Annotated in this window: 23 protein-coding genes; 13 read left to right on the top strand and 10 right to left on the bottom strand. The window is 58.1% G+C overall.

The genetic code is table 11. The annotated features are described in order from the left end of the window. Nucleotides 1-273 precede the first annotated feature (273 nt). Nucleotides 274-1,143, bottom strand: coding sequence for a LysR family transcriptional regulator (locus ABIE33_RS32560; protein ID WP_429132785.1), 870 nt, complete (start codon nucleotides 1,141-1,143; stop codon nucleotides 274-276). Nucleotides 1,144-1,252: 109 nt separating this feature from the next. On the opposite strand from ABIE33_RS32560, the gene ABIE33_RS32555 reads away from it, so the two are divergent. Then, nucleotides 1,253-2,242, top strand: coding sequence for a zinc-dependent alcohol dehydrogenase family protein (locus tag ABIE33_RS32555; protein ID WP_429132748.1), 990 nt, complete (start codon nucleotides 1,253-1,255; stop codon nucleotides 2,240-2,242). Nucleotides 2,243-2,455: 213 nt separating this feature from the next. On the opposite strand, the gene ABIE33_RS32550 is transcribed toward ABIE33_RS32555, so the two are convergent. Genes ABIE33_RS32550 through ABIE33_RS32540 form a run of 3 tightly spaced genes read right to left on the bottom strand, consistent with a single transcriptional unit; the run spans nucleotide 2,456 to nucleotide 4,239 of the window. Then, nucleotides 2,456-2,842: a DUF983 domain-containing protein gene (locus ABIE33_RS32550; protein WP_429132745.1), complete on the bottom strand. Its 387-nt coding sequence runs from the start codon at nucleotides 2,840-2,842 to the stop codon at nucleotides 2,456-2,458. Between the two features lie 46 nt (nucleotides 2,843-2,888). Continuing rightward, nucleotides 2,889-3,197 carry a tautomerase family protein gene (locus ABIE33_RS32545; protein WP_112773113.1) on the bottom strand — a complete coding sequence of 103 codons (309 nt, stop codon included), beginning with the start codon at nucleotides 3,195-3,197 and terminating at the stop codon, nucleotides 2,889-2,891. Between the two features lie 52 nt (nucleotides 3,198-3,249). Continuing rightward, on the bottom strand, nucleotides 3,250-4,239 hold the full coding sequence (locus tag ABIE33_RS32540) for a zinc-dependent alcohol dehydrogenase family protein (protein WP_429132742.1): 990 nt from the start codon (nucleotides 4,237-4,239) through the stop codon (nucleotides 3,250-3,252). A 246-nt stretch (nucleotides 4,240-4,485) separates the two neighbouring features. Here ABIE33_RS32540 and ABIE33_RS32535 point away from each other — a divergent pair, with 246 nt between their 5' ends. Both ABIE33_RS32535 and ABIE33_RS32530 read left to right on the top strand, forming a co-directional pair. Continuing rightward, nucleotides 4,486-5,202: a hypothetical protein gene (locus ABIE33_RS32535; RefSeq protein ID WP_429132740.1), complete on the top strand. Its 717-nt coding sequence runs from the start codon at nucleotides 4,486-4,488 to the stop codon at nucleotides 5,200-5,202. A 77-nt stretch (nucleotides 5,203-5,279) separates the two neighbouring features. Beyond that, entirely contained in the window at nucleotides 5,280-6,443 is a 1,164-nt protein-coding gene (locus tag ABIE33_RS32530; protein ID WP_429132737.1) for a trans-sulfuration enzyme family protein, read from the top strand. Nucleotides 6,444-6,790: 347 nt separating this feature from the next. Here the strand turns inward: ABIE33_RS32530 and ABIE33_RS32525 are convergent, their stop codons facing one another. The 3 genes from ABIE33_RS32525 to ABIE33_RS32515 all read right to left on the bottom strand — a co-directional run bounded on the left by ABIE33_RS32525 (nucleotide 6,791) and on the right by ABIE33_RS32515 (nucleotide 9,026). Next, entirely contained in the window at nucleotides 6,791-7,135 is a 345-nt protein-coding gene (locus ABIE33_RS32525; protein ID WP_112773109.1) for a carboxymuconolactone decarboxylase family protein, read from the bottom strand. Between the two features lie 10 nt (nucleotides 7,136-7,145). After that, the gene (locus ABIE33_RS32520; RefSeq protein ID WP_429132735.1) at nucleotides 7,146-8,072 is read right to left on the bottom strand and encodes an MBL fold metallo-hydrolase; all 927 of its coding nucleotides are present in this window, start codon (nucleotides 8,070-8,072) and stop codon (nucleotides 7,146-7,148) included. 129 nt (nucleotides 8,073-8,201) lie between these two features. Then, complete coding sequence (locus ABIE33_RS32515; protein WP_429132733.1) at nucleotides 8,202-9,026, bottom strand: alpha/beta fold hydrolase; 825 nt, start codon at nucleotides 9,024-9,026, stop codon at nucleotides 8,202-8,204. A gap of 456 nt (nucleotides 9,027-9,482) precedes the next feature. Between ABIE33_RS32515 and ABIE33_RS32510 the strand changes: the two genes are divergently transcribed. The 3 genes from ABIE33_RS32510 to ABIE33_RS32500 are packed head-to-tail and all read left to right on the top strand — an operon-like array spanning nucleotide 9,483 to nucleotide 12,603. Continuing rightward, nucleotides 9,483-11,579, top strand: a complete 2,097-nt coding sequence (locus ABIE33_RS32510) for a PAS domain-containing protein (protein ID WP_429132731.1) — start codon at nucleotides 9,483-9,485, stop codon at nucleotides 11,577-11,579. A gap of 4 nt (nucleotides 11,580-11,583) precedes the next feature. Beyond that, nucleotides 11,584-12,219 (top strand): response regulator transcription factor, encoded by a 636-nt coding sequence (locus tag ABIE33_RS32505; protein ID WP_429132729.1) that lies wholly within the window; start codon nucleotides 11,584-11,586, stop codon nucleotides 12,217-12,219. 3 nt (nucleotides 12,220-12,222) lie between these two features. Beyond that, on the top strand, nucleotides 12,223-12,603 hold the full coding sequence (locus ABIE33_RS32500) for a response regulator transcription factor (protein WP_429132728.1): 381 nt from the start codon (nucleotides 12,223-12,225) through the stop codon (nucleotides 12,601-12,603). On the opposite strand, the gene ABIE33_RS32495 is transcribed toward ABIE33_RS32500, so the two are convergent. Then, nucleotides 12,575-13,540, bottom strand: a complete 966-nt coding sequence (locus tag ABIE33_RS32495) for an AraC family transcriptional regulator (protein ID WP_429132726.1) — start codon at nucleotides 13,538-13,540, stop codon at nucleotides 12,575-12,577. The genes ABIE33_RS32500 and ABIE33_RS32495 overlap by 29 nt on opposite strands. Nucleotides 13,541-13,643: 103 nt before the next feature. On the opposite strand from ABIE33_RS32495, the gene ABIE33_RS32490 reads away from it, so the two are divergent. Genes ABIE33_RS32490 through ABIE33_RS32480 form a run of 3 tightly spaced genes read left to right on the top strand, consistent with a single transcriptional unit; the run spans nucleotide 13,644 to nucleotide 16,211 of the window. After that, complete coding sequence (locus ABIE33_RS32490; protein WP_429132724.1) at nucleotides 13,644-14,096, top strand: nuclear transport factor 2 family protein; 453 nt, start codon at nucleotides 13,644-13,646, stop codon at nucleotides 14,094-14,096. After that, complete coding sequence (locus ABIE33_RS32485; RefSeq protein WP_429132722.1) at nucleotides 14,093-15,184, top strand: Gfo/Idh/MocA family oxidoreductase; 1,092 nt, start codon at nucleotides 14,093-14,095, stop codon at nucleotides 15,182-15,184. The genes ABIE33_RS32490 and ABIE33_RS32485 overlap by 4 nt, the downstream gene beginning before the upstream one ends. Beyond that, nucleotides 15,177-16,211: a quinone oxidoreductase family protein gene (locus ABIE33_RS32480; RefSeq protein ID WP_429132721.1), complete on the top strand. Its 1,035-nt coding sequence runs from the start codon at nucleotides 15,177-15,179 to the stop codon at nucleotides 16,209-16,211. Before ABIE33_RS32485 ends, ABIE33_RS32480 begins: the two co-directional genes overlap by 8 nt. Nucleotides 16,212-16,330: 119 nt before the next feature. Here the strand turns inward: ABIE33_RS32480 and ABIE33_RS32475 are convergent, their stop codons facing one another. Further along, complete coding sequence (locus ABIE33_RS32475; protein WP_429132719.1) at nucleotides 16,331-17,233, bottom strand: LysR family transcriptional regulator; 903 nt, start codon at nucleotides 17,231-17,233, stop codon at nucleotides 16,331-16,333. Between the two features lie 101 nt (nucleotides 17,234-17,334). On the opposite strand from ABIE33_RS32475, the gene ABIE33_RS32470 reads away from it, so the two are divergent. The 3 genes from ABIE33_RS32470 to ABIE33_RS32460 all read left to right on the top strand — a co-directional run bounded on the left by ABIE33_RS32470 (nucleotide 17,335) and on the right by ABIE33_RS32460 (nucleotide 19,658). After that, a complete protein-coding gene (locus ABIE33_RS32470; RefSeq protein ID WP_429132717.1) occupies nucleotides 17,335-18,258 on the top strand; it encodes an SDR family NAD(P)-dependent oxidoreductase in 924 nt (307 codons plus the stop codon). Continuing rightward, on the top strand, nucleotides 18,255-19,097 hold the full coding sequence (locus ABIE33_RS32465; protein ID WP_429132716.1) for an NAD(P)-dependent oxidoreductase: 843 nt from the start codon (nucleotides 18,255-18,257) through the stop codon (nucleotides 19,095-19,097). The genes ABIE33_RS32470 and ABIE33_RS32465 overlap by 4 nt, the downstream gene beginning before the upstream one ends. Nucleotides 19,098-19,217: 120 nt before the next feature. Further along, a complete protein-coding gene (locus ABIE33_RS32460; RefSeq protein WP_429132714.1) occupies nucleotides 19,218-19,658 on the top strand; it encodes a DsrE family protein in 441 nt (146 codons plus the stop codon). A gap of 380 nt (nucleotides 19,659-20,038) precedes the next feature. Here the strand turns inward: ABIE33_RS32460 and ABIE33_RS32455 are convergent, their stop codons facing one another. Then, the gene (locus ABIE33_RS32455) at nucleotides 20,039-20,917 is read right to left on the bottom strand and encodes a LysR family transcriptional regulator (RefSeq protein WP_429132713.1); all 879 of its coding nucleotides are present in this window, start codon (nucleotides 20,915-20,917) and stop codon (nucleotides 20,039-20,041) included. Between the two features lie 156 nt (nucleotides 20,918-21,073). Here ABIE33_RS32455 and ABIE33_RS32450 point away from each other — a divergent pair, with 156 nt between their 5' ends. Continuing rightward, complete coding sequence (locus ABIE33_RS32450; protein WP_429132711.1) at nucleotides 21,074-22,045, top strand: MBL fold metallo-hydrolase; 972 nt, start codon at nucleotides 21,074-21,076, stop codon at nucleotides 22,043-22,045. The last annotated feature ends 247 nt before the right edge of the window (nucleotides 22,046-22,292 follow it).

The following is a 22,292-nucleotide window of genomic DNA, read 5'->3' as shown; positions in this document are numbered from 1 at the left end:
CGCGGACCGAAACGCCCATTCCCCCTTGGATGACATTGCTTCCCTTACACGGCCTGCTAGGACCATCCGGACGGTACCATCAGTTCCGCCGTCGGCGGGTTCGATCCCTGCGGTAGTGCGTTCACTAGACAGGCTAATCGGTAAAATTGTAGCGCGGCGATCAGGATAAGTCTCACCTTGTTTGTCGCCGCGCAAAGTAAAGATGTCTCACCCTTGAGTGCGCCGAAACCACAGCCTCCGTTTCGGAGCGTGGGCTAAGACCTTCGGACGGCGTTATCGATATTGGCGTTGTATCACTTGGATATGCTCACCAAAAAATTGAATAAGAGCTCGTAGCCGTGGAAGTCGTCGGAGATCCTGATGGTATCCTAGCCAAGTATCCCGTCCAGGAGGAGCCTCCAAGACGTCGATACGCTTCAATCCGTCGATCGAGTCCCCCAGCGGTCTCGGAAGAACCGCCATTCCTACACCACCCCCGCATAGCCTTGCCTGAACATCGCGATTGTTACTTCGCATGGAAACGTTCGCATGGGGGAACCGGCCCTTAAGCCAACCTACGTCTGGCATGCTCCCAAACGCCTCGTCCATAATGATCATACTGAATCCCGCTCCTGTGCCGGGCGAAGGGTCGTCCGATCCTTTGGCGACATACAGGCCATAGGGAATATGCAGCAGCTTACGTGAGATGACTTCCGGCTCCGTGAAGGGCTTGATGCGGAAGACCAGATCCGCTTCGCGACGCGCAAGGTTCAAAAGCCTGGTATCCGTGAGAACCTCGATGATTACGTTGGGATGCACACGTCTGAAATCTGCAAGGATGGGGGCGAGAATATGAACGCCGAACCAGTCAGAGCACGATATCCGCAAGGTTCCGGACAACGTGTTCTCGCTGCCCGCAAGCTGGCGCTTGAGTGCCAGAGCCTCCTCCTCCATCCGTTCGGCGTGCCCCATCACGACGGTGCCCTCATCTGTCAGGACAAACCCGTCCGGTGTGCGCTGGAACAGCGAGTGGCCGACCGCGGCCTCAAAAGTCTTTAATCGTCTTCCCATTGTCGGCTGCGTCAGGCCCAACTTCCTCGCGGCCGCACCCAGCGTTCCCTCCCTCGCGATCGCAAGAAAAAGACGGATGTCGCTCCATTCCATCATTACGCATCGCCCATTCAAAAATGCATGATAAACATACAATCTATATGATTTCCATTCGGAAAGTTCCATATCAAATTGCTGACATCAACTGAAAGGGATCAAACCTATGAGCACGATGAAAGCATTAGTTCTTGAAAATCATGGTACCGAATTCCGGCTCGCGCAGATCGCACGACCTGCTGCGACCGAAGGCCAGGTTCTCGTCCGAGTAAGGGCCAGCGGCGTAAATCCGCTGGACACGAAAATCCGCGCAGGAGCAGCCGCCCATGCCAGACATCCGCTTCCCGCAATCCTGGGTATCGACCTTGCTGGGGTCGTTGAAGAAGTCGGCGCAGGCGTGACCGGATTTCGCCGCGGGGACGAGGTCTACGGCATGACAGGCGGAGTGGCTGGCGTTAAAGGTTCACTCGCAGAATTCGCGGCCGTCGATGCACGGTTGCTGGCCATTAAGCCATCTCACCTTTCCATGCGGGAAGCGGCCGCTCTACCCCTCATCTTCATCACGGCGTGGGAAGGCCTCGTGGATCGCGTCGGCATCCGGGCTGGCCAGAAGTTGCTCGTCCTTGGTGGCGGTGGTGGCGTCGGTCACGTGGCAGTTCAGATTGGCAAATCTCTCGGTGCGGACGTCTATGCAGTCGATGGAGCCCGGAAGGCTGACTACCTCAAGAGCCTGAATGCGACCCCAATCGACTACGCCACGGAAACCGTGGAAGAATACGTCGCAAAGTACACGCAAGGACAAGGATTCGATGTCGTCTACGACACCATTGGTGGCGCTGGCCTGGACACTGCGTTCAAGGCGGTCACCCGCTTTGGGCATGTAGTTAGCTGCCTCGGCTGGGGCTCGCACGCCCTCGCCCCGCTTTCATTCAAGGCGGCGACGTATTCCGGCGTGTTCACACTGCTGCCACTGCTCACTGGCGAAGGTCGTGACCATCACGGGGACATCATGCGGGAGGCAACGCTCCTTGCAGAAAGGGGCCAGTTGATGCCTCGTCTCGACGGTCGGTCCTTCTCACTTGAGAATGTGATGGCGGCTCACGAGCTGATTGAAGGTGGCAAGGTTGATGGAAAGCTCGTCGTAGACATAGCGTAATGACCAGGGTCCCGTGTGTTCATGCGCGGGACCCGTTTCAATGCAATTGCTTCATATTTTGCATACCGGACGCCGGGGCGTCCTCCCCGTTTTGTTACTCGCAAGTGATCACGCGACATGGGCGGAAGTCCACCTTTGCCGCTGCCCTGCCTTCCCGGGCGGGGCCAATCTCGGTGGCGAACAAGCCACTCTCAGCGCCGCCGCTAAATCTTGTCAACCTCGCCAGTCCCTATCAATTCGGCCCTCTTCGGCCTTGTGAAAGTATTGGGAGCATACCAGCCAACCTTTCAAAGGCCTCAGCAGCATAACACAGGCCGCCGTGAGCAAAGGTAGAGTACAAAGCAGATGTAACCAGAGCGGCGGCTCGAATGTAAGTTGGAACCACAGCGCGAAAGCAAGCGCCGGAACGGCGACAACAGTCATGGCGAAAAATGCGGGGCCGTCTGCAGGATCAGCGAACGAATAGTCGAGACCACAGACCTCACAGGAGGGAGCCAGGGACAAGAGCCCGTTAAATAGGTGTCCCCGGTGGCAACGCGGACAGCGCCCCTTGAATCCGGTGAGTGCAGGATTGGTAGTCTCGTTATAGTCGATGGTCATGTATCTGTCCCCTAACCATCGAAATCGAGATGAATGCCGTTGAAGGCTAGCTGGCCTCGGTCGTGGGCGGCAACGCCGCTGCGAACTCGTCACGAGACGTCGGGTTCCCGTCAATCATCTCGTAGACGGCCTTAGATCGGCCAAGGGTTTCCATCAGTGAGGATGGCCCGGCGAAGGGTTGTCCGCCAATGTGCCAGCCATCGGTGTGAAGCTCCTCTATCAGAACCCAGGTAACGGAACGGAACGCCTCGGAACCTTCGAACTTGACCATTACATCCGTGATCGCCTTCGCCAGCGCGTGCTTTTGGGTGCTTGTAAATACACCATCCACGAGTTTGATATTCACAAAGGGCATCGTATTCTCCTCTGCTTCTTTAGTTGGGGAAATTCGACAGGGCCGATCGCAATTAATCAAGCTCGACAACGAGCTTGCCGTTGGCCTTTCGGGTCTCGATTAGCTCGTGGGCGCTTGCAGCGGTCTCGAGCGTGAATCTCCTCGGATCGAGGCGCGGCGACACCTTCCCTGCCTCCACCAGTTTCGTAGCCTCCCGCATGATATCGCCATGGTGCTCACGCCCCTCACCGGTCAGAAGTGGGATCAGAGTGAAAACACCAGAGTAGGTAGCAGACTTGAACGAGAGGGGAGCCAAGGCATGAGTTCCCCAGCCGAGGCAACTCACCACGTGTCCGAATCGAGCGACGGCCTTGAATGCGGTGTCCAATCCTGCACCACCGACAGTGTCGTAGACGACGTCGAATCCTTTGCCGCCGGAGTGCTTTGCAACATAGGCCTCCACGTCCTCGGACGAATAGTCGATCGGTGTTGCGCCCAGACTGCGCAGATAGTCTGCCTTGCTCCCGGAATCGACGGCACAGACGTCAGCTCCCAACGCCAACGCGATCTGGACAGCGATATGCCCAACGCCACCGCCGGCGCCAATTACGAGAACTGATTGTCCGGCCTGAACGTTCACTCGGTCGACGAGCCCCTCCCATGCGGTGATGAAGATCAGTGGCAGTGCCGCCGCTTCGCGCATCGAGACGTTCGACGGTTTGATCGCCAGAAGGCGCTCGTCAACCGCCGCATACTCCGCAAGCGATCCTTGATTGCCGCCCACACCTCCGGCCATCCCATAGACCTCATCACCGCGAGAAAACCTCGTCACACCCTCACCAACCTGCTCCACGACCCCGGCAAGATCGATTCCAAGTATGGCAGGCAATCCATGTCGGGCATGCGCCGCGGCACCCGCGCGGATTTTCGTGTCCAGCGGGTTCACACCGCTAACCCTGATACGAACCAACACTTCGCCAGACTTGGGCACGGGATGCTCCAATTCGGAAACCCGGAAAGGTCCATTCGCGGCTTCGACCACCGCTGCTCGCATTGTCGGCATCTCGCGTCTCCTTGCGTTCGTCGGGGACGACTGTGCGCCAACTTCATGGTGGCGGAAATCATGTATACCTTTAGACGCGAGCTTTCGGCGAAGCGGCAACCGAGCCCCGGCGGTTGCAAAGTTGGATTCGAGCTCTCGTCCTAATGGAAGATATGATTTCCGATTTTCTGCAGAAGTGTACCTTATGGGAACGGCTGGTCAGGCATGATCGAGCAGGTCGTTGACACTTGGAACCGGGAGCGAAGTTTGAACAAGCTGCTCGACAAGGCCATCGTTGCTCATGGGGGCCTGGCAAGCTGGGGCGTGCACAACGTTGCGAAGGCAACGGCTTTACTGGGCGGCGATTTATGTGCGAAGTTCGACGATCTGACACCCCGGCAGATAACCGTCTTCCCGCATCTTCAACGAGCCGTTATCGACCCTCTTGGTTGCGTCGATTGCCGAAGCGACCTCGAGCGCAACCGTTTATCCATCCTCGGTAGCGACGGGTCCCTTGTTACTGGGGTCGAGGACGTGCGTTCCGCGCAATTGCAATACGACTTCAAGCTTCCGATCGATCCATTAGTTGGAGTTTTACTGGCGTGCTCCACCGTTCGATCGTTTTTGACCGCACCCTTCCACTTGATGCTGGACGGTGTCGAGGTAAGCGAACTCGTTCCCTGGAACGAAGATGGAAGCCAATGGCGGGTTCTCAGGGCCGAGTTGCCGCCCGATCTTGCCACCGCCGCCCGGATCCATGACTACTTCTTCGATGCCGACTTCCTTCTGCGGAGGCATGACTACCACGTTGATGGCGACGCTGGCATAACGATCACCGAATTGCTTTCTCACTACGAAGATTGTCATGGGGTCAATATGCCAACCAAGTTACGCGGGTACCCTCGCCGGGCAGACCTAACACCGGATTTGTCTCGCTTGATGATTTCCATTGATATAAGCGGTCTGGAATTTTCGGTCGATTAACGTTCGCACCGGACCATGCACGCGCAGGGGCCAGAATATGGTGAACACTGCTGATTTGCCCGTGAAAAGGAAATAGAATGAAGGACCTCACGCACTGTGTCGTGACACCTCGCGTAAAAACCGAAGGCTTCGCACCACTCGGGGTTGGAGTGCACCGTGCGTCAACAATTGTCTTCCAGACCGCCGAGGACTACGCCGACCGCGGAAAACGCGGAACTGACGGTTACAGCTACGGTCTTTACGGCACGCCGACCACCAGAACACTCGAGGCCAAACTGACAGCTCTCGAGAAAGGTGCCAGAACATTCCTGACGCCCTCGGGCCAGGCGGCCAACGCGATTGCGATGCTTCCGTTTCTCAAGGCGGGTGACAGGATCCTCATAGCAGATTCCGTATATCCCCCGGTGCGCGATTTCGCCAATACGGACCTCGTGCGGTTCGGCATCGAGGTTGCCTACTACGATCCCGTCGACCCATCTGATCTCGAGGCCAAAATCAACGCCAACACCAAGATCGTCTGGTGCGAATCTCCAGGTTCTACGACGATGGAAATCCAGGACCTGCCCGCTATCACGGACATAGCCCATCGGCATGGAGCACTGGTTGGTTGCGACAACACCTGGGCGACACCACTGAACTACAAGCCCCTGACGCTTGGAGCAGATATCGTTACGGAGGGGCTGACCAAATACATAGCGGGGCATTCGGACGTACTGCTTGGATCGTTGACGGTCCGTGATGAACAACTAACCGCTCCCATACGATCCACGCTCGGACGGATGGGGATCTCCGTGTCTCCGGACGACGCCTCGATGGTCCTGAGAGGATTCGAAACGCTGGGTGTCCGTATGAGACATGCGAGTCGGGGTGCCCTGCAGTTGATCGAAAGAATACAGGCCACGGATATCGTGGAACGCGTTCTCCATCCAGCATTGCCGACCGATCCTGGCCATTCCATCTGGAAGAGGGACTTTCTTGGGGCGTCTGGTGTCTTTGGCGTCGTTTTCAAAAGAGGCCTGTCCGATCGTGTCTCGCCTTCTCTCAATGTGCTCAAGACCTTTGCGATAGGCGCATCTTGGGGAGGAACACGCAGTCTCATTGCGCCTATGCCCGTCACGGCCTACCGCACAGTGCGGAGGTGGGACGAAGACGATCTCGTGCTGCGCATAAGTGTTGGGCTTGAAGATCATCAGGATCTTGTCGATGATATCGAAGCGCTTCTCGCGGAGATTTCCAGATGATGCCACTCAGAGCGCACGAGGCTCAGGCGCTTCGGGCCGCCCGCAGACAGAATGCGATAATGTCCGCTTCAATCATGATTCGTACTACGCCCAAACAGGCTTAGGAACCCATCGCCGTTCGCTGCAAACGGCCGAAGAATCTCGCAAAGGGTCGGAAATCCGGGGCACGCGGATTGAAAGCTCTCGTATTCCCGATCCCATCGGGTTCCGATGCTGTTCTTTACTCTGATATGGTCTGCAGCTTAGCCGAGTTCTGCAATTCACATCGAGGCAGGTTTTCGTCGCTCACGATGGCCTCAAGGTAGATTTCAGGAGTGTTTGAGCGTGGATTGTGTATCCGCCCGGGTTCATGAACCCTTTGATTTGACAGCATCCATCACGCGTGTCGAGTAAACGAGTCCTGCACCAGCGTTGACGCCAATCGCCGTCCCGAGCGCCTCGGCGATTTCCTCTCGTGTTGCCCCGGCTTTGAGCGCTGCGTCAGTGTGGACAACGATGCAGCCGTCGCAGCGCAGGGAAACCGCCGCGGCAAGGGCGATCAATTCGTTGACTTTAGCGCCGAGCAGATTTGTCTTCCGCGCGGCTCCGCCGATTGCCTGGTAGCCGCGGATGACATCCGGACTAAGCGTTGCCAGTTCACCTACCCCCGCAAGCACTTGTTCGTGGTAGGCATTCCAGTCGATCATTGACATTGGTTCACCCTCACGTTTCAGCGACGCCGTGGTAGACAAGGCGGGTGAAGAATTCGGGGCTGATGACGAACTGCCCCCATTTGGCGTCGAACGCTGCGGTCGGTTTCGCCGCGATGACTTCGTCGATCGGCTTTCCCTCCGTCTTAAGCTTGGCAACGTTCCCGCGGATATCAACGAGCATCGTCCTATAGTCGTCGAGTTCGGACTTCTTGCTCAAGGGGTGACCGTGCCCCGGGATAACAATTGTCTCGGCGGTGACTTTGGAGAGAATGTCTTCGACCGCCTTTATCGTGCCGTCGATGCCTCCTCCGGTCGAATAATCTATGAACGGGTAAATGCCGTTCCAGTAGAGGTCTCCGGTGTGGACAATGTTCGCCTCGCCAAAGCTTACGGAAATATCACCGTCCGTATGCGCGTTTGGATGATGCTTCAGCATCAAGGTCGACTTGTCGAGTTTGAGGGACATCTCATCGCCGACGGTTTCGGAAGGAACGGCGGCCAGCGGCGGCCGAGGAAACTCGAAATCCCAGTCCTCTACCTTTACCACCTCCATCAGATGTTTTCTGGTGTTTTCGTGCGCCAGGATCGCCGCCCCTTCAGCGTTCAGCCACTCATTTCCGTCGGTATGATCGAAATGCCAGTGGGTATTAATGAGATGCCGGATCGGCTCCTTGCCGAGCCCTGCCAACGCCTCCAGCAACCGAGGCCGAGATGCGGTGATGCCTCCGTCGATAAGGACTTTTCCGTCTGCGCCTGTGAGAACGGCAATGTTGCCACCGGACCCCTCCAGGATCGAGACACCCGACCTCGTCTTGTGAACTTTGATGGGCGTTTTTGCCGCCGCGTCCCGAATCATGTCGACGATACCCTGGGCCTTCGCGAAGACCTGGCGCGGACTGAGCCAGCCTCCTGTGGCAGCGAAAGTCGAGGCGGCCATGCAGCATAGGCAAAAGCCGCGGCGGGAGAGCGTGAGTTCTTGGGTCATGCCAACTCCTTTGGGAATGGCGGAGCGGCCCCAGGGAGCTTGGGAGTTCAGGTCACCTGAAGCCGCGTTGCCGCCAGGCGATCATGCCTGGAAGAAAGCCAGAAGATCAGGGTTGATGATCTCGGGGTGCGTGCTGCACATCCCGTGTGGAAGCCCCTTGTAGACCTTGAGTGTGCCATGCTTGAGCAGCTTGATCGACAGGAGGGCGGCGTCGGCAATCGGAACAATTTGGTCATCGTCCCCGTGCATCACCATAACGGGAACGTCGATCTTCTTCAGGTCTTCGGTAAAGTCGGTCTCGGAGAAGACCTTGATGCATTCGTAATGCGCTATCGCTCCCCCGATCATTCCCTGCCTCCACCAGTTCTGAATAAGTCCTGGCGAGACCTTGGCGTCCTTGCGATTGAACCCGTAAAACGGACCGGTTGGGACATCGAGATAGAACTGGGCGCGGTTCGCAGCTAGCTGTGCGCGGAGGTCATCGAACACACCAATGGGCAGACCTCCGGGATTGCTGTCGGATTTCAACATTACGGGTGGGATCGCCGAGATTATGACTGCCTTGGCCACTCGGTCTTTCCCATGTTGCGCGACATATCGGGTGACTTCGCCGCCTCCCGTTGAATGACCCACATGGATTGCGTCACGCAGGTCGAGCGCCTTCGCAAGCTCGGCGACGTCGGCTGCGTAGGTATCCATGTCATTGCCGGTCGCGGTCTGCGTCGACCGGCCGTGGCCGCGTCTGTCGTGGGCGATTACCCGGTAGCCCTTGCTGAGGAAGAACAGCATCTGATTGTCCCAGTCATCGGCGCTGAGCGGCCAACCGTGATGGAAGACGATGGGTTGGCCCTTTCCCCAGTCCTTGTAGAAAAGCTGCGTTCCGTCCTTGGTCGTAATCGTGCCCATTGTCTTTTCCTCGGCTGATCGTTGCTGTGTCTGTCCACTCGCGGTCGATACCGGAGCAATTGCTGGGAACCCTAGGAGGGAGGCTCCGACGGCTCCCGCGGCGCTGCCCAAAACGGCGCGACGTGATATCGGAGGAAGGCCTGATTTTCGTTCTGCCATGACCTACATCCTTCGGTGGGCCATCGCTTGGACGACGGCTGGGACAGCGACTTCGACGGGCTTTCAATCTCGTGCGTTGATCGCTTTCGGTGCCTTCAATGTTAGACAGGAGGCCCTGCTCGGCCAATCATATGTTTCCGTTAGTCGTGGAAGCGCAACTAGCCTGATCTCATTGATCGAAGTATAGTTTCACCGAACTCCAATGGTGCAACCTGGGAGAATGTCGTGAGGGTGCATCAAGTACGGAAATACGCACCTGCACTTGCTATGGGATGCGCCGGAACTGCTCTGGGGATAATGGAGCAGGAGCCGTACGGTACGTTCTTCCTGGCCCTTGCGGCACTCATCCTTGTCAGACGCAGGCAGGTCGCTGTGGCAATTGCGTTGCTCGTGATTGTCGTCGGCGCTCTGGTCGTATTCCTGTCGTCCGATGGGTTCGCCTCCATAACCCGCTCGGCGGCATTTCTATTGTGCGCTCTGGGCGCCTTCTGGCTTGTAAATTTATGGCGAGCGCGTGCTGATGCCGACCAACACCTCAACGACGCGAAACTGATCGTTGAAAGCATGCCGGGGCTAGGTTGGGCTACCGACGCCAAGGGAAACTTCGTCTACGTGAACCCGAGCGTGGTCGAGTACGTCGGCAAGCGGACTGACGAGTTCAACGCCACAGGGCGAACCGGGCTGGAGGCCGTTCACCCGGACGAGGCCGAGCGCGTAACGGAGGCTTGGCTCACGAGCATGCGGACTGGATCCTCCTTCGAGTCAATCCATCGCATAAGGCGATCAGACGGCGAGTATCGCTGGTTTCACGCATACGGCCGCCCCCATTTTGATGAGCAAGGCAATATTCTCGGGTGGTTCGGAACAACAATCGACATCGATGAGAGGAAGCGCGCTGAGCAGCGGCTGGAGGAAAGCGAAAGGCAGCTTCAAACACTGATCGATACGATGCCGGTGATGATATGGTGCGCCTCCCCGGCGGGCGTGCCGATCTACCAGAACCCCAAGACCCTCGAGTACCTCGGAGCGACATTCGAAGAGATCAGATCGAACAATTTCGGTGTCGTTCATCCGGACGATGTTGAAGGTTTTCAGTCGGCGTGGGCCGCCTGCGTCGAACGAAAGGCATCGCTCTCACTGGTCTGCCGATTGCGATATAAGGACGGTACCTACCGTTGGAACAGGATCGACGCCTCTCCGCTGCTCAGTGAGGACGGTGACATCATCGAGTGGTATGGGACCAACGTCGATATAGAGGAGCTACATCGTACGCAGGAGGAACTCCGGGCGAACGCAGAACGGCTGACAATGATGCTCGACACTCTTCCCGCCTTTGTGTGGTGCGCCAGCCCCGATGGGCAGCCCACCTATTTCAACAAGCCCTTGATGGAATATTCCGGCGTGACGCTTGAGGAGCTTCGTGGGGCAAACGGCTCGGGTTTCGCGCCGATGATAAGCAGCCTCGTCCACCCTGCGGACGCGCCTTTGTTGCGGCATCGCTTTGAGCAATCCTTCAAGTCGGGCGAGCCCATCGCACTGAAATACCGCCATCGTTTGGCAGGCGGCCGTTATCATCTTGTCGACTGCAGGGCTCGTGTCCTGCGCGACTGCCAAAGCCGGCACTTTCAGTGGTACGGTGTCATTGTCGACGTCGAGGAGGAAAGGCAGGCGCAGACGCAGCTTCAGAAGGCCCAGCATCAGCTCGAACTCGCGACACGTGCCGCCAGTCTGTCTGAATTGTCTGCCTCGATTGCCCACGAGCTGAACCAACCTTTGGTGGCTGTCGTCACCAACAGCAGTGCCACCGAAAGCTGGCTAGGGGCGATCCCTCCAAACATCGAACGGGCGAAGATCAGTGCCAGGAAGGCTGCAGATGCCGCGAACGACGCGGCCGAAGTGATCAGCCGGATAAAGGCTCTCTTCAGGCAATCGGGCGGAGCGAAAAGCCCGGGGAACATCAATGATGTCATCGAGGAAGCCTGCACACTGCTGCGCGAAAGGATTTCGGGTTCGAAATGCGATCTGCGAACTCACCTGGAGCCGGACCTGCCGACCGCAAACTTCGACAGGGCTCTCATCCTCCAAGTACTTGTAAACCTCATTCAAAACGCGATGGACGCAATGGCGACCTTGAATGGAGCAATTCGACTGCTGGAAATCAGGTCGCGGTTCGATGACGGCAAAATTCTCGTGGATGTGCGCGACAGCGGTGTCGGACTACATGACAACGAGAAGATATTCGAGCCATTCTACACCACGAAGCATAACGGCATGGGGATCGGGTTGTCGATCTGCCGAAGCATCGTCGGCGCACACGCCGGAAAACTGTGGGCTTCGCCCGCTGAGCCCAGCGGCACTGTATTCAGCTTTGCACTTCCCTTGTCCGGAGGATAACCCGATGCACAGTGAGGAGAACGCGGTCTACGTAGTAGACGACGACAAGCGCGTCCGAGACGGGCTTTCCGAGCTCCTGGAATCGTGGCAGATCCAAGTTGCGACGTTCGCAACCGCGCAGGAATATCTGGATGCACCAAGGCCCCAGAATCCTTCGTGTCTCGTACTCGACATACGGCTGCCAGATATCGACGGTTTCGAACTCCAGGCTCGGTTGGCGGATGACCCGCATCCCCCTATCATTTTCATAACGGGCCACGGCGACATACCAATGACTGTCCGCGCGATGAAGCTGGGCGCAGTTGATTTCCTTCCGAAGCCGTTCAGGGAACGCGAGCTGCGCGCTGCGATCGAGTTGGCACTCGCGCGGGACCGCGAGGCGAGACTCGATCGAGCCGCCCTTAGTGAGCTACAATCCAGGCTGGAATGCCTTTCCGCCAGGGAACGCGATGTCCTTCCACTCGTTGTAAGTGGGCTAATGAACAAACAAGGTGCGGCGGAGCTTGGAATAAGCGAGATCACCTTCCAGATCCATCGAGGCAACATGATGCGCAAGATGCATGCTGACTCCCTTCCCGACCTAGTGCGGATCGCCTCTAAACTAGGCATACCCATCACCCACTCCCGACATGGAAACTGACGAATGGTCCCGCAGGCGGGTCGTACCCTTGCAATTGTAGATGATGACAAGCGTGTTCTTGACGGGCTGCGTGAGCTTCTCGAGTCCGTAGGTTACCTGGCCCGTACCTATAGGTCGCCGAAGGCGTTTCTCTCCAATGGAGACCTCTCCTCGTATGACTGTGTTATCACTGACATCAGCATGGGCTCGATGGACGGATTCGAGTTGGAACAGGCGGTCAGAGGCCGGGAACCGGAAATGCCGATGATACTGATGACAGGTCGCAGCGACATCGAGGATCGTGGTTTCGCAGGAGCAGATGAGCGCAGGGTCTTCATGCGAAAACCACTGAACAGCAAGGTGCTTCTCCAGGCGATTACGCGGCTTCTTGCATTTCCGCGATGATCGGGGTCGCCTGGCCTTCCTTTGCCTCTGAAAGGTTCTTTCTGTATTGGCTGGGCGCGCTTCCCATTACCCTCCTGAAAGCCTTGGTGAAAGCTGCCTCCGACCGATACCCCACGCTTCGCGAGATCATGGAGAGCTTGTCTGCATTGCTTTCAATCAGTCTGGCTGCCTGGTAGATCCGCCATTCTGTCAGATATTCCAGCGGAGCTTGTCCGACGACATCCTTGAAGCGGGCGGCAAACGCTGAGCGCGACATACCAGCCTTCTTTGCAAGTTGATCCACCGTCCACGGCATTTGGAGCTCTGAGTGCATGGCATCGACCGCCAAGACCAGATTCCTGTCGGAGACTGCCGCCAGCCATCCCGTCTTTGGCGCCAATCCTTGCTGCGCGAAAGCACGGATCGCATGCACGAAAAGCAATTCGAACAGGCGACGCACCACGGCATTCGAACCGAGTCCCGGAGCATCTGCTTCAGCCGCGAGCAACTCAAGCACGGACTGGAATTGCCGGCTCCGGCTCTGCTCCGATTTGAGGTGAAGCAATTTAGGCAGCACATTGAGCAAGGGCCGGGCGTCAAGTCTGTCAATCTCGAAGAAGCCGCTTATGAACGTGGTCGTCGCCCCGCCTCCACCAAACTGAATCCTGTTGCCCACACGAAGGGTCTCGACATCAAGACAGTCCGTCGTGCGCGAGTCCGCGTGATCGTAAACCTGGTAAGGCTCGTTCCCGAACATGATGAAGACGTCACCTGCGCGCAACGACACCGTATGGGCATTTTCCCTTGTGGTGAGGACTCCTGATCCGCGGACCACGAGAACGAATTTGATCGCCGGGTCACCGTCCGAAGCGACGCCCCATGGGGCAGTCGCGTCCAGCGTCGTGAACTTCGCTTTCCTAATTCGCATCGAAGAGAAGATGTCGGTCAAAAGATCCAACTAAATGTTCCTATTATGGACGATCAAGCCAAAACTTGGGACGATCGAGACTGAAGGCTCTTGCGTGTCATCGCTATATGGAGGCTCGAAAAGGAGATTCCAATTGCAAAACCATCACGCCGTGGTCGAAACCATACGCACGTTGAAAGCTCGCTACTGTCGCTACGTGGATACCCAGAACTGGTCGGAATTCGCTGCGATGTTCGCACGTGGTCCGTCGCTCCGCTTTATCGGCGAGGACGGTGTTGTGGTCGCCGAGTTTGACTCCCTCGACGAATTCCTGGCCGTCACCAAGGGCTACCTTGCTGGGGCACGGACAATCCATCAGGTCCACAATGACGAGATCGATGTCATCTCGGAGACCGAAGTCCATGCCATCTGGTCCATGGAAGACTACCTGATTTTTCCCGATGTCAATGACAGCCGGCCCGCCTCGATGCACGGGTACGGCCACTATCATGAAACATGGCTGCTCGAAGACGGACAGTGGCGCCTAGGGCACCTGGAGCTTCGCCGCACAATCCTAGAAATCAAGCCGAAGGAGAATGCGGCATGACCTCCAATCCTATTAAAGTCGGCATCATCGGCGTTCATCCGGACAAGGGCTGGGCCACCACTGCACATATCCCTGCGCTGAAAGCGTTGTCTGAGTTCCAGATCGCGGCCGTAAGCCACAACAGACCGGAAATAGCTTGCGCGTCCGCCGAGAAGTTTGGCGCGGATCGCAGCTATGGAACGACGCATGAGCTTGTGACGGATCCGAACGTTGACCTGGTCGTCGTGACGGTCAAGGTTCCACATCACCTTGAACTCGTGACGATGGCTCTGGAAGCAGGTAAAGCCGTTTTCTCGGAGTGGCCTTTGGGGATGAACCTGCGCGACGCCGAAAAAATGCTAGCGCTGGCCAAGAGCAGGAAGGCATTTACGGCGATCGGCCTTCAAACGCGCTCCGCTCCGGCCATCAACTTCATCAAGGATCTGATCAAGGACGGCTATGTCGGCGACGTCCTGTCTGTTTCCGTCATCGGGTCTGGTATCATCTGGGGCGAAGAGATCAACGAGAGCTACCTGTACACACTGGACATGGCCAACGGAGCGTCAATGCTCCACGTGCCGTTCGCCCACTCACTTGACGCGACCCTCTACGCCATCGGTTCGAGACTGAAGTCCGTCAGCGGCGCGCTGTCGAACAGCCGTGCGATGACCCGTATAGCGGAGACAGGGAAAGAGGTTCCTTTGACAGCGCCAGATCAAATCATTGTCGCTGGCTTGCTCACGAACGGCGCAGCCCTTAGCGCCCACTTCCGCGGCGGTATCTCGCGCGCCACGAACTTTCACATCGAGATCAACGGGACTAAGGGCGATCTCATCCTGACGAGCCCCGTCGGTTACGTCGGGCTGGGCGGCTTCACTGTAAAGGGCGCGCGGGGGGTCGAGCCGATGCAGGAATTGCCCGTGCCTCCACTCTACGAGACCCACGGCTTCGAGGACGGTTTCAGTCAAAGCGTCGGTCTGGCCTATTCCCGCATCGCGTCCGACATGAGAAATCACACCAAGCTGTCTCCTACATTCGAAGACGCTGTGAACCTGCACCGCGTTCTGGATGCCATCGTCTCTGGCAACGGGGAACGGCGCGATGTCTGAGAGGATGCAGGCACTGGTTGTCACCAGACCTGGCGGTCCTGAAGTCCTTCAGGTGCGGGAAGTCGACCGCCCCCGACTACGGGACGAGCTTGATGTTCTGGTTAAAGTGAAGGCGGCCGGCATCAATCCGGCAGACTGGCAGAACAGGAAGAATGGAGCCGTCTACGACGGCGAAGGGAGTTCACAGAAAGACCCTACAATCCTCGGCATCGACGGTGTCGGCGTTGTGGTCGAAGCCGGACGAGACGTGGTGAACGTCAGCGTTGGTGACGAGGTATGGTACGTGGACGGCGGCTACGCCGGAAACCCCGGAAGCTACGCAGAATACAAGGTCGTCCGTGCCGATTACGTCACTGCAAAGCCGAAGAAACTCGACTTCGTGGAAGCAGCCGCCTTACCAGTTGTCGCCCTTACCGCATGGGAGGCCGTCTTCGAAAAGGCGAAGGTTACCCGAGGTGATCATGTATTGGTCCACGGCGGCGCTGGCGGCCTCGGGCATATCGCAATCCAGTATTTGACTTCTCTCGGAGCCAGGATCGCCACCACCGTTTCCAACGAGGCTAAAGCCGCATTGGTGAGGGAGCTGGGTGCCGATATTGCAATTAACTACCGGGAAGAGAGCGTCGAGGAAGCCCTTCAGGCTTGGCGAGGCGAGCCCGGTGCGAAAGTCGTATTCGACTTCGTGGGCCACGGAAACTTCGCGGCAAGCTTCGCCCATACGGCGCCCTACGGACGGCTGATTAACACTGTTGTATCGGATTGGCCCGTCGAGGGAAACGGCCCGGCCGAGTGGAAGAACCTGGACATCAGCTTCATCAACATAGGCCTGCCGCAGATCAGCCGCCATCATGCACATCGCCTACGCCAAACCGCTGCACTCTCACAGATTGCCGAACTCGTTGATCGGGGCAGCTTACGGGCACACATTGACAGGGTGGTGTCTTTCACGGGCGTCGGCGAAGCGCAAAGGGCACTTGAAGCAGGCGACACCCTGGGCCGCCCGGTCCTTTTGATCTCAAGTGAATGAAGCGATGCTACGTTGGTGGAATATCGGCTGCAGGAACGCAATCTCACACTATGTGACGTTCCGATCCCCGAGCCTAGAGCGAGAGAAGCTCTCGTCAAGGTGAAAGCGGTGTCTCTCATCTATCGGGATGCTGCCTCCTGTTCACGGAGGAACGACACGAAGGCGCGCATGGAAGCGCTCAAATGGCGATGTCGAGGATAATACAGTGATAGTCCGGGATACGGTGGCGTCCATTCTTCCAGGACCTGCTCAAGGATTCCGGCATCTAGGGCAGGACCAGCCATCCACTTGGTTAAGTAAGCAAGCCCGTAGCCGTCGATGGCGGCTGCTAGTATGAGGCGGGAACTATCGAGGACCAGACCACCCTTCGTCTCGGTAGCAAGAGCTTCTCCCCGCCGTTCGAATTCCCAACGGTAAAGACTCCCGCTGGGCATCCGGAGTTGAATGCATCGGTGATCGACCAGATTGGCCGGCGAGCGCAAAGCAGGCGCATCTGCGAGATAGGAGGGAGCGGCTACAACGACATGCTGCTGCATCGGCCCAATGGGAACGGCGATCATGTCGTCGGACACAATTTCACTGGAGCGGATGCCGCAGTCGAAACCGTTTTCGGCGATGTCGACCAGCCGTCTCTCGCTCACCACCTCAACCTGCACGTCGGGAAACGACGCCATGAATTTGAGCACGAGCGGACCGAGAACCTGTTCGGCAGCCGTAGCATCGGCGTTGATCCGTAGGGTCCCCGACGGCCGGGAACTGAAGTCACTCAATTCGTCGGCTGCCTTGGCGATCTCATCCAGCGCGGGTCCCAGCCGGGCAAAAAACCGCTGCCCGGCATCAGTCAGAGAGACATTGCGCGTGGAGCGGTGAAAGAGCTGGACGTTCAGACGGTTCTCAAGGTTGGCAACGCTGTGGCTGAGAGCAGATGGACTGAGGTCACATCTGCGAGCGGCGGCGCGAAATCCGCCGAACTGTGCAACGGCAACGAAGGCCGCCAGCTCGGCAGGCGACAGCGCGCTCACTGTCCGAAATATCTCAGCATACTGTTCAGCCGTGTCCATCTACACAGAACAATGCACCAAGGTTATCTGAGTTGCAACCACAACAGTGAAAGGTCGAAGCAATGACTGACCAGCTTCCTTTTGGATTCTCAACTACGGCATCCGAAGTGCTCTCTGGGATAGATTTAACTGGCAAAACGATGATCGTCACAGGCGGAGCCAGCGGCATCGGTATCGAAACAGTGAAGAGCCTCGCTGCGGCAGGAGCGTCGGTCACCATCGCTGCGCGCCGCCCAGGAGCTGCAGAAGATGTTGCCCAAGCGCTCAGAACCGAAACAGGCAACCCGAAAATCGAAGTGCGTGCGCTCGATCTATCCGACTTGAAGTCTGTCCGTGCTTTCGTAACCGACTGGGACAAGCCCGTCCACGCTCTCGTCAACAATGCCGGAATCATGATGTTGCCCGAGTTGGAGCGCTCTGCCGAAGGTTGTGAGATGCAGTTCGCGACGAACTTCCTCGGTCACTTCGCTCTGACGCTTGGCCTGCGTCAACACCTGGCGAAGGCCCAAGGCGCACGTGTCGTATCGGTCAGTTCAACAGGAAGTCTGTTTGGACCCGTGTTCTGGGACGATCCCCAATTCCGCTTCATACCCTACAATCCCCTGCTAGCCTACGCTCAATCCAAGACCGCCTGCATCCTGCTCTCGATCGGCATCAGGGATCGCTGGGCTTCTGACGGCATCGTCTCGAACGCACTCAATCCCGGGGCCATCGCAACCAACCTCCAACGCCACACCGGGGGGCTGAGAACGCCCGAGCATCTTCGCAAGACTCCGGAACAAGGAGCTTCCACATCCGTACTATTGGCGGCCTCGCCTTTGGTGGAGGGAATAAACGGACGGTATTTCGACAACTGCCAGGAAGCCCCTTTGGTCGCGCAAAGACCGGAGCGCAAGCTCGAAGGTGTCGCATCGTACGCACTTGATAGTGCTAATGCCGATCGCCTTTGGGAGATGGCTCTCAATCTCGTTGGAGAACACAAATGAGCGATCTCCCGCGTGTGGGTTTTATCGGGTTGGGTGATCAAGGTGCGCCGATGGCAATCGCGAAAGCCGAGAAGTACGAGCTTCATGTCTGGGCAAGACGTGGCTCCTCATACGAGGCCCTCGGACACGCCCCGCACATACGGGCATCCAGCCCGGCCGACCTGGCGGTAAGTGTGGACGTCTTGTGCCTGTGTCTTCGAAACGACGCAGATTTGCACGAGCTGTTCGCCGATCGCACGATATTCCGCGAACTCGGCAGAGATAGGATCATCATCAACCATGCCACCGGTGATCCGATCGAATCGGAAGGATTCGAAAGACTGGCGGCCGAGTGGGGCGTCCGGTTTCTCGATGCGCCGGTCAGCGGCGGACGCCCGGGTGCGGAAGCTCGCTCTCTTACCTGTTTCGTCGGCGGCCAACCTGGCGCACTCGAGGACAGCCGGGACATCATGGGATGCCATAGCTCCAGCATCATAGCCATGGGCCCGGCAGGTTCCGGACAGATGGCGAAGCTCTGCAACAACGCTCTCACGATCTCGAACCTGCGCAATGTGGTCGAGGTGTTCGCGATGGCGGACAAGCTGGGCCTGTCCTTCGCCGGCCTTCGCGAGGCGTTCGCGCACAGCAGTGGAGGAAGCTTTATCCTCCAGGCCCTCGGAACCAAGGTGACGAAGACGAACGCGGCGCACATCGCTGAACTCAACCGAACGGACCTGCGCGAGTTCGCGGAGGCCATGAGCCGAAAGCACATCGATCCGACGGCTCTGCTGCAATGGGGAATCAGAGGCCCAGACGGCCTAGAGGAACTGGTTCGTCGATTGCAGCAGTCGAGTAGGTAATATGAACCCATGATTGGTGGGGGCTGAACCTATGTGTAGCTTTGTTCGAGCGGGCATCTCTCCACAGCGTGAGATGTAAGTCGTCGCTCGCGCCTAACCCGCCAACAAGGGAACCACGCCATGTCAGACGCCAGTCACACAATCACTATCGATGTCCCGGTTGAACTGAAGTCTGTAAAATCCGTGCACAGCATCGGCTCGCTTCAGTTCGAAGGCGATCTGCCTGCCGCCATTTTCCACCTTCAACTCATTACCAACGACATAGCGAACTGGGGCGCTGACTCCGAGGTCATAGTGGTATTCCACACGAACGCGGGACACCTCACGCTGCATGACGAGGCGTACAACCACTCACGGAAGATCGCAGCCGGAAATCCCAACAAGAACCTGATAGCCGTTTTGGTAGAGCGAGGTGTCAAGATTGAGCTCTGCGGGGCCACGGCGGAGGCGAACGGCTGGGGCAATGCGGACCTTCTTCCGAACGTGAAAATCAACACGGACGCGATGGCGCGAACCATCCAGCTTGTTCAACAGGGATTCGTGAAAATCACAGAGGCGTAATGTTTCAGTGACGCTCCGCTGGGGCACCCCTATCGAAGGAAAGCAGGGGTTGCCTCCTCACGATGCGGAAACCGAGGCAAGGGTAGAACCTGCCCCATCGGGACTGCTATCGCCTCTCAGGCAAAAAATGTTTCAGATACGTTCGCCTCCAACCACTCCAGCTCGCAGCGGCACGGCTCAGTGAACTTGATCCGCGTCGCGGCGAAGGCACGCTGTTTCAGTCGATACATTATGCGATTTTGGAAGCCCCAAACGTGAACATCACAGTAACAAGCCATAGCGGGCTCGTGGGAGCAGGTTCTGTCCGCCCCTAGGGCGACGTCCACGCTTAAGTCAGTGAACGGCAGCATCGCTCCCGATTTCGGTCATGAATCAGGACGCTAGTAAGCCAGCTGCCCGCGTAGGCTTGGGACGATCCAGTCGCGGAAGCACCGTACCTTCAGCGGCAGGGGATCGGCTGGTCCATGGATAACGTTCACAGGTAGCGGTTCCGGTGCAAAGTCTGTCAGCAATTCGTGCAGAGCACCGGAGCGCAACTGATCGGAAATCTGGTAAGACAGCACGCGGATAATGCCGATACCGGCTATTGCAGCCTGAATGGCAGCCTCCGTCGTATTGACCGCGAATTTGAGGCGCGGCTCGATGGCAAAGGCCGCGCCGTCCCGGCGGTAGCGCCATTCCGGCGCGGTCGCAAAGCCCTGAAAGCTTATGCCGTCATGCTGGCTGAGGTCTTCCGGCTGGCGCGGAACGCCTCGGCGGGCAAGATAGTCGGGGCTCGCGCAGATCACCCGTCGGACTGCGCCGACGCGCGTTGCGATAAGCGCGCTGTCCGCCAAGTGTCCGATCCGCAGGGCCACATCGACGTGCTCATCTGCCAGGCTTAGCTGCCGATCGGCGAGGGTCAGGCGCAGGTTGATATCGGGTTGCTGCTTCAGGAACTCCAGAGCTATTGGCAGCAGATGGCGCTCGCCGAAGGCAATCGGCGCGGTCACGTGGAGCCCTCCACGCAGCGCGCCGTAGTCGCCGCTGGCCTGCCGCTCTGCCGCGTCCAGTTCGTCCAGAATACGACGTGACGCGGCGACGAAGCTGCGCCCCTCATCCGTCAAGGTGATGCCGCGGCGAGTGCGCAGGATCAGGCGCACGCCAAGGTGCTTTTCAAGATCCGCGACCTTACGGCTGACCGAGGCGAGTGGTGTATGCAATCGCCGCGATCCAGCCGAGAGGCTGCCGGCGTCCACCACCGCCAGCAGCACCGACATCGCTTCAAAACCGATCCATCGAATCCTTCCGGAAATTGAGAGGAAAGTTCCTGAAATGGCAGGATACCCTATTGGTTTCGGATATCTTAGCTTTTGCGTCGTTCCAGGGGACGTCGGCCGGCTCCCCGTATTGCCAATGATCAGGAGAAAGACGTCATGCCTCAACTTTCACGTCGTGCCTTTGCCAGCGCTCTTCCTCTTGGCCTCCTCGGTGGAGCACTGATCAGTGGCGCACCGGCCCTTGCCGCAGCGCAGAATACCGCCAAAACGCCGGCCAACATTACGCCGCTGGCGCAGATCCGCATCGGTCGCTTCACGGTGACGGCGCTGACAGACGGGTATGCCGATATGCCCTTCGGCTATTTTCCGGGACGCGCCCCGGCGGAGGTGGAGCAGGCGGCCGTCGCTCAGTTCACCGCCCGGCCAAGTGGGGTGCGGTTCCTCTTCAACCAGTATCTCATCGATGATGGCGAGCGCCTCATCCTGATCGATGCCGGTGCAGCGGGCTCGATCGGGCAGACCGGCAAACTGCCGCAGGCGCTCGGTGCGCTTGGCCTGCAGCCTGACCAGATCGACGCGGTGATCGTAACGCATATGCATCAGGACCACATGGGCGGTCTGATCGCCGGAGGCAGGAACAACTACCCCAAGGCGGAGCTCTACATCGACCGTCGCGACGTAATCCATTGGACCGACCCAGCCAAGCGCAGCGGCGCGCCCGATTATCTGCAGACCAGCTTTAAGATGGCGGAGGATGTGGTGCGCTTCTACCCGAAACTTCAGGCGATTGACGGAGAACGCGAAATTGTGCGCGGCGTCTCAATTGTCGACCTGGCCGGCCATACACCCGGCCATATTGGCGTGCGGGTCGAAGATGACGGCAAGAGCCTCATCATGGTCTCGGATATGATCTTTCCGGTCGTGCATCCTGGGGCGACCGACGTGTTCTTTTTGTTTGAGCAGGACCGTGCAGCGGCCAAGGCGATGCGCGACCGCTTTTTCCCTCGCGCCGCTTCGGAAGGCGCACTTATCGCCGCCACGCACATGGCCTTTCCAGGGCTCGGCCGTGTCGTCGCCGACCGTGGGCAGATGCGCTGGGAGGTGGCGGACTGGGCCTTACAGGATTGAAGTTAGCTCCGGCGCTCTAGAAAGTTAGGAATGGAATGAGCAGCAGATATCTCAGTATCGCGACGACGCCCTCCGTAGCGGCCGCACAGGAGCGCTATGGCAGCGCGGAGCAGTGGCGCGGATCGGCGCGCGGCTGAGCCGCCCCGTCAGGGCAAAGCCGCCACCCGTCCGGGTGACGGCCTTTGATCACCTGCATTTTACAGAGATTACTGTGCAGCCTCTTCGATTAGGTCCGCGACGGCTTGGG

Origin of the sequence: Ensifer sp. 4252 (assembly GCF_050434565.1) — a bacterium.
Taxonomy (GTDB): Bacteria; Pseudomonadota; Alphaproteobacteria; order Rhizobiales; family Rhizobiaceae; genus Ensifer.
This window is presented reverse-complemented; position numbering and strand designations above follow the sequence as displayed.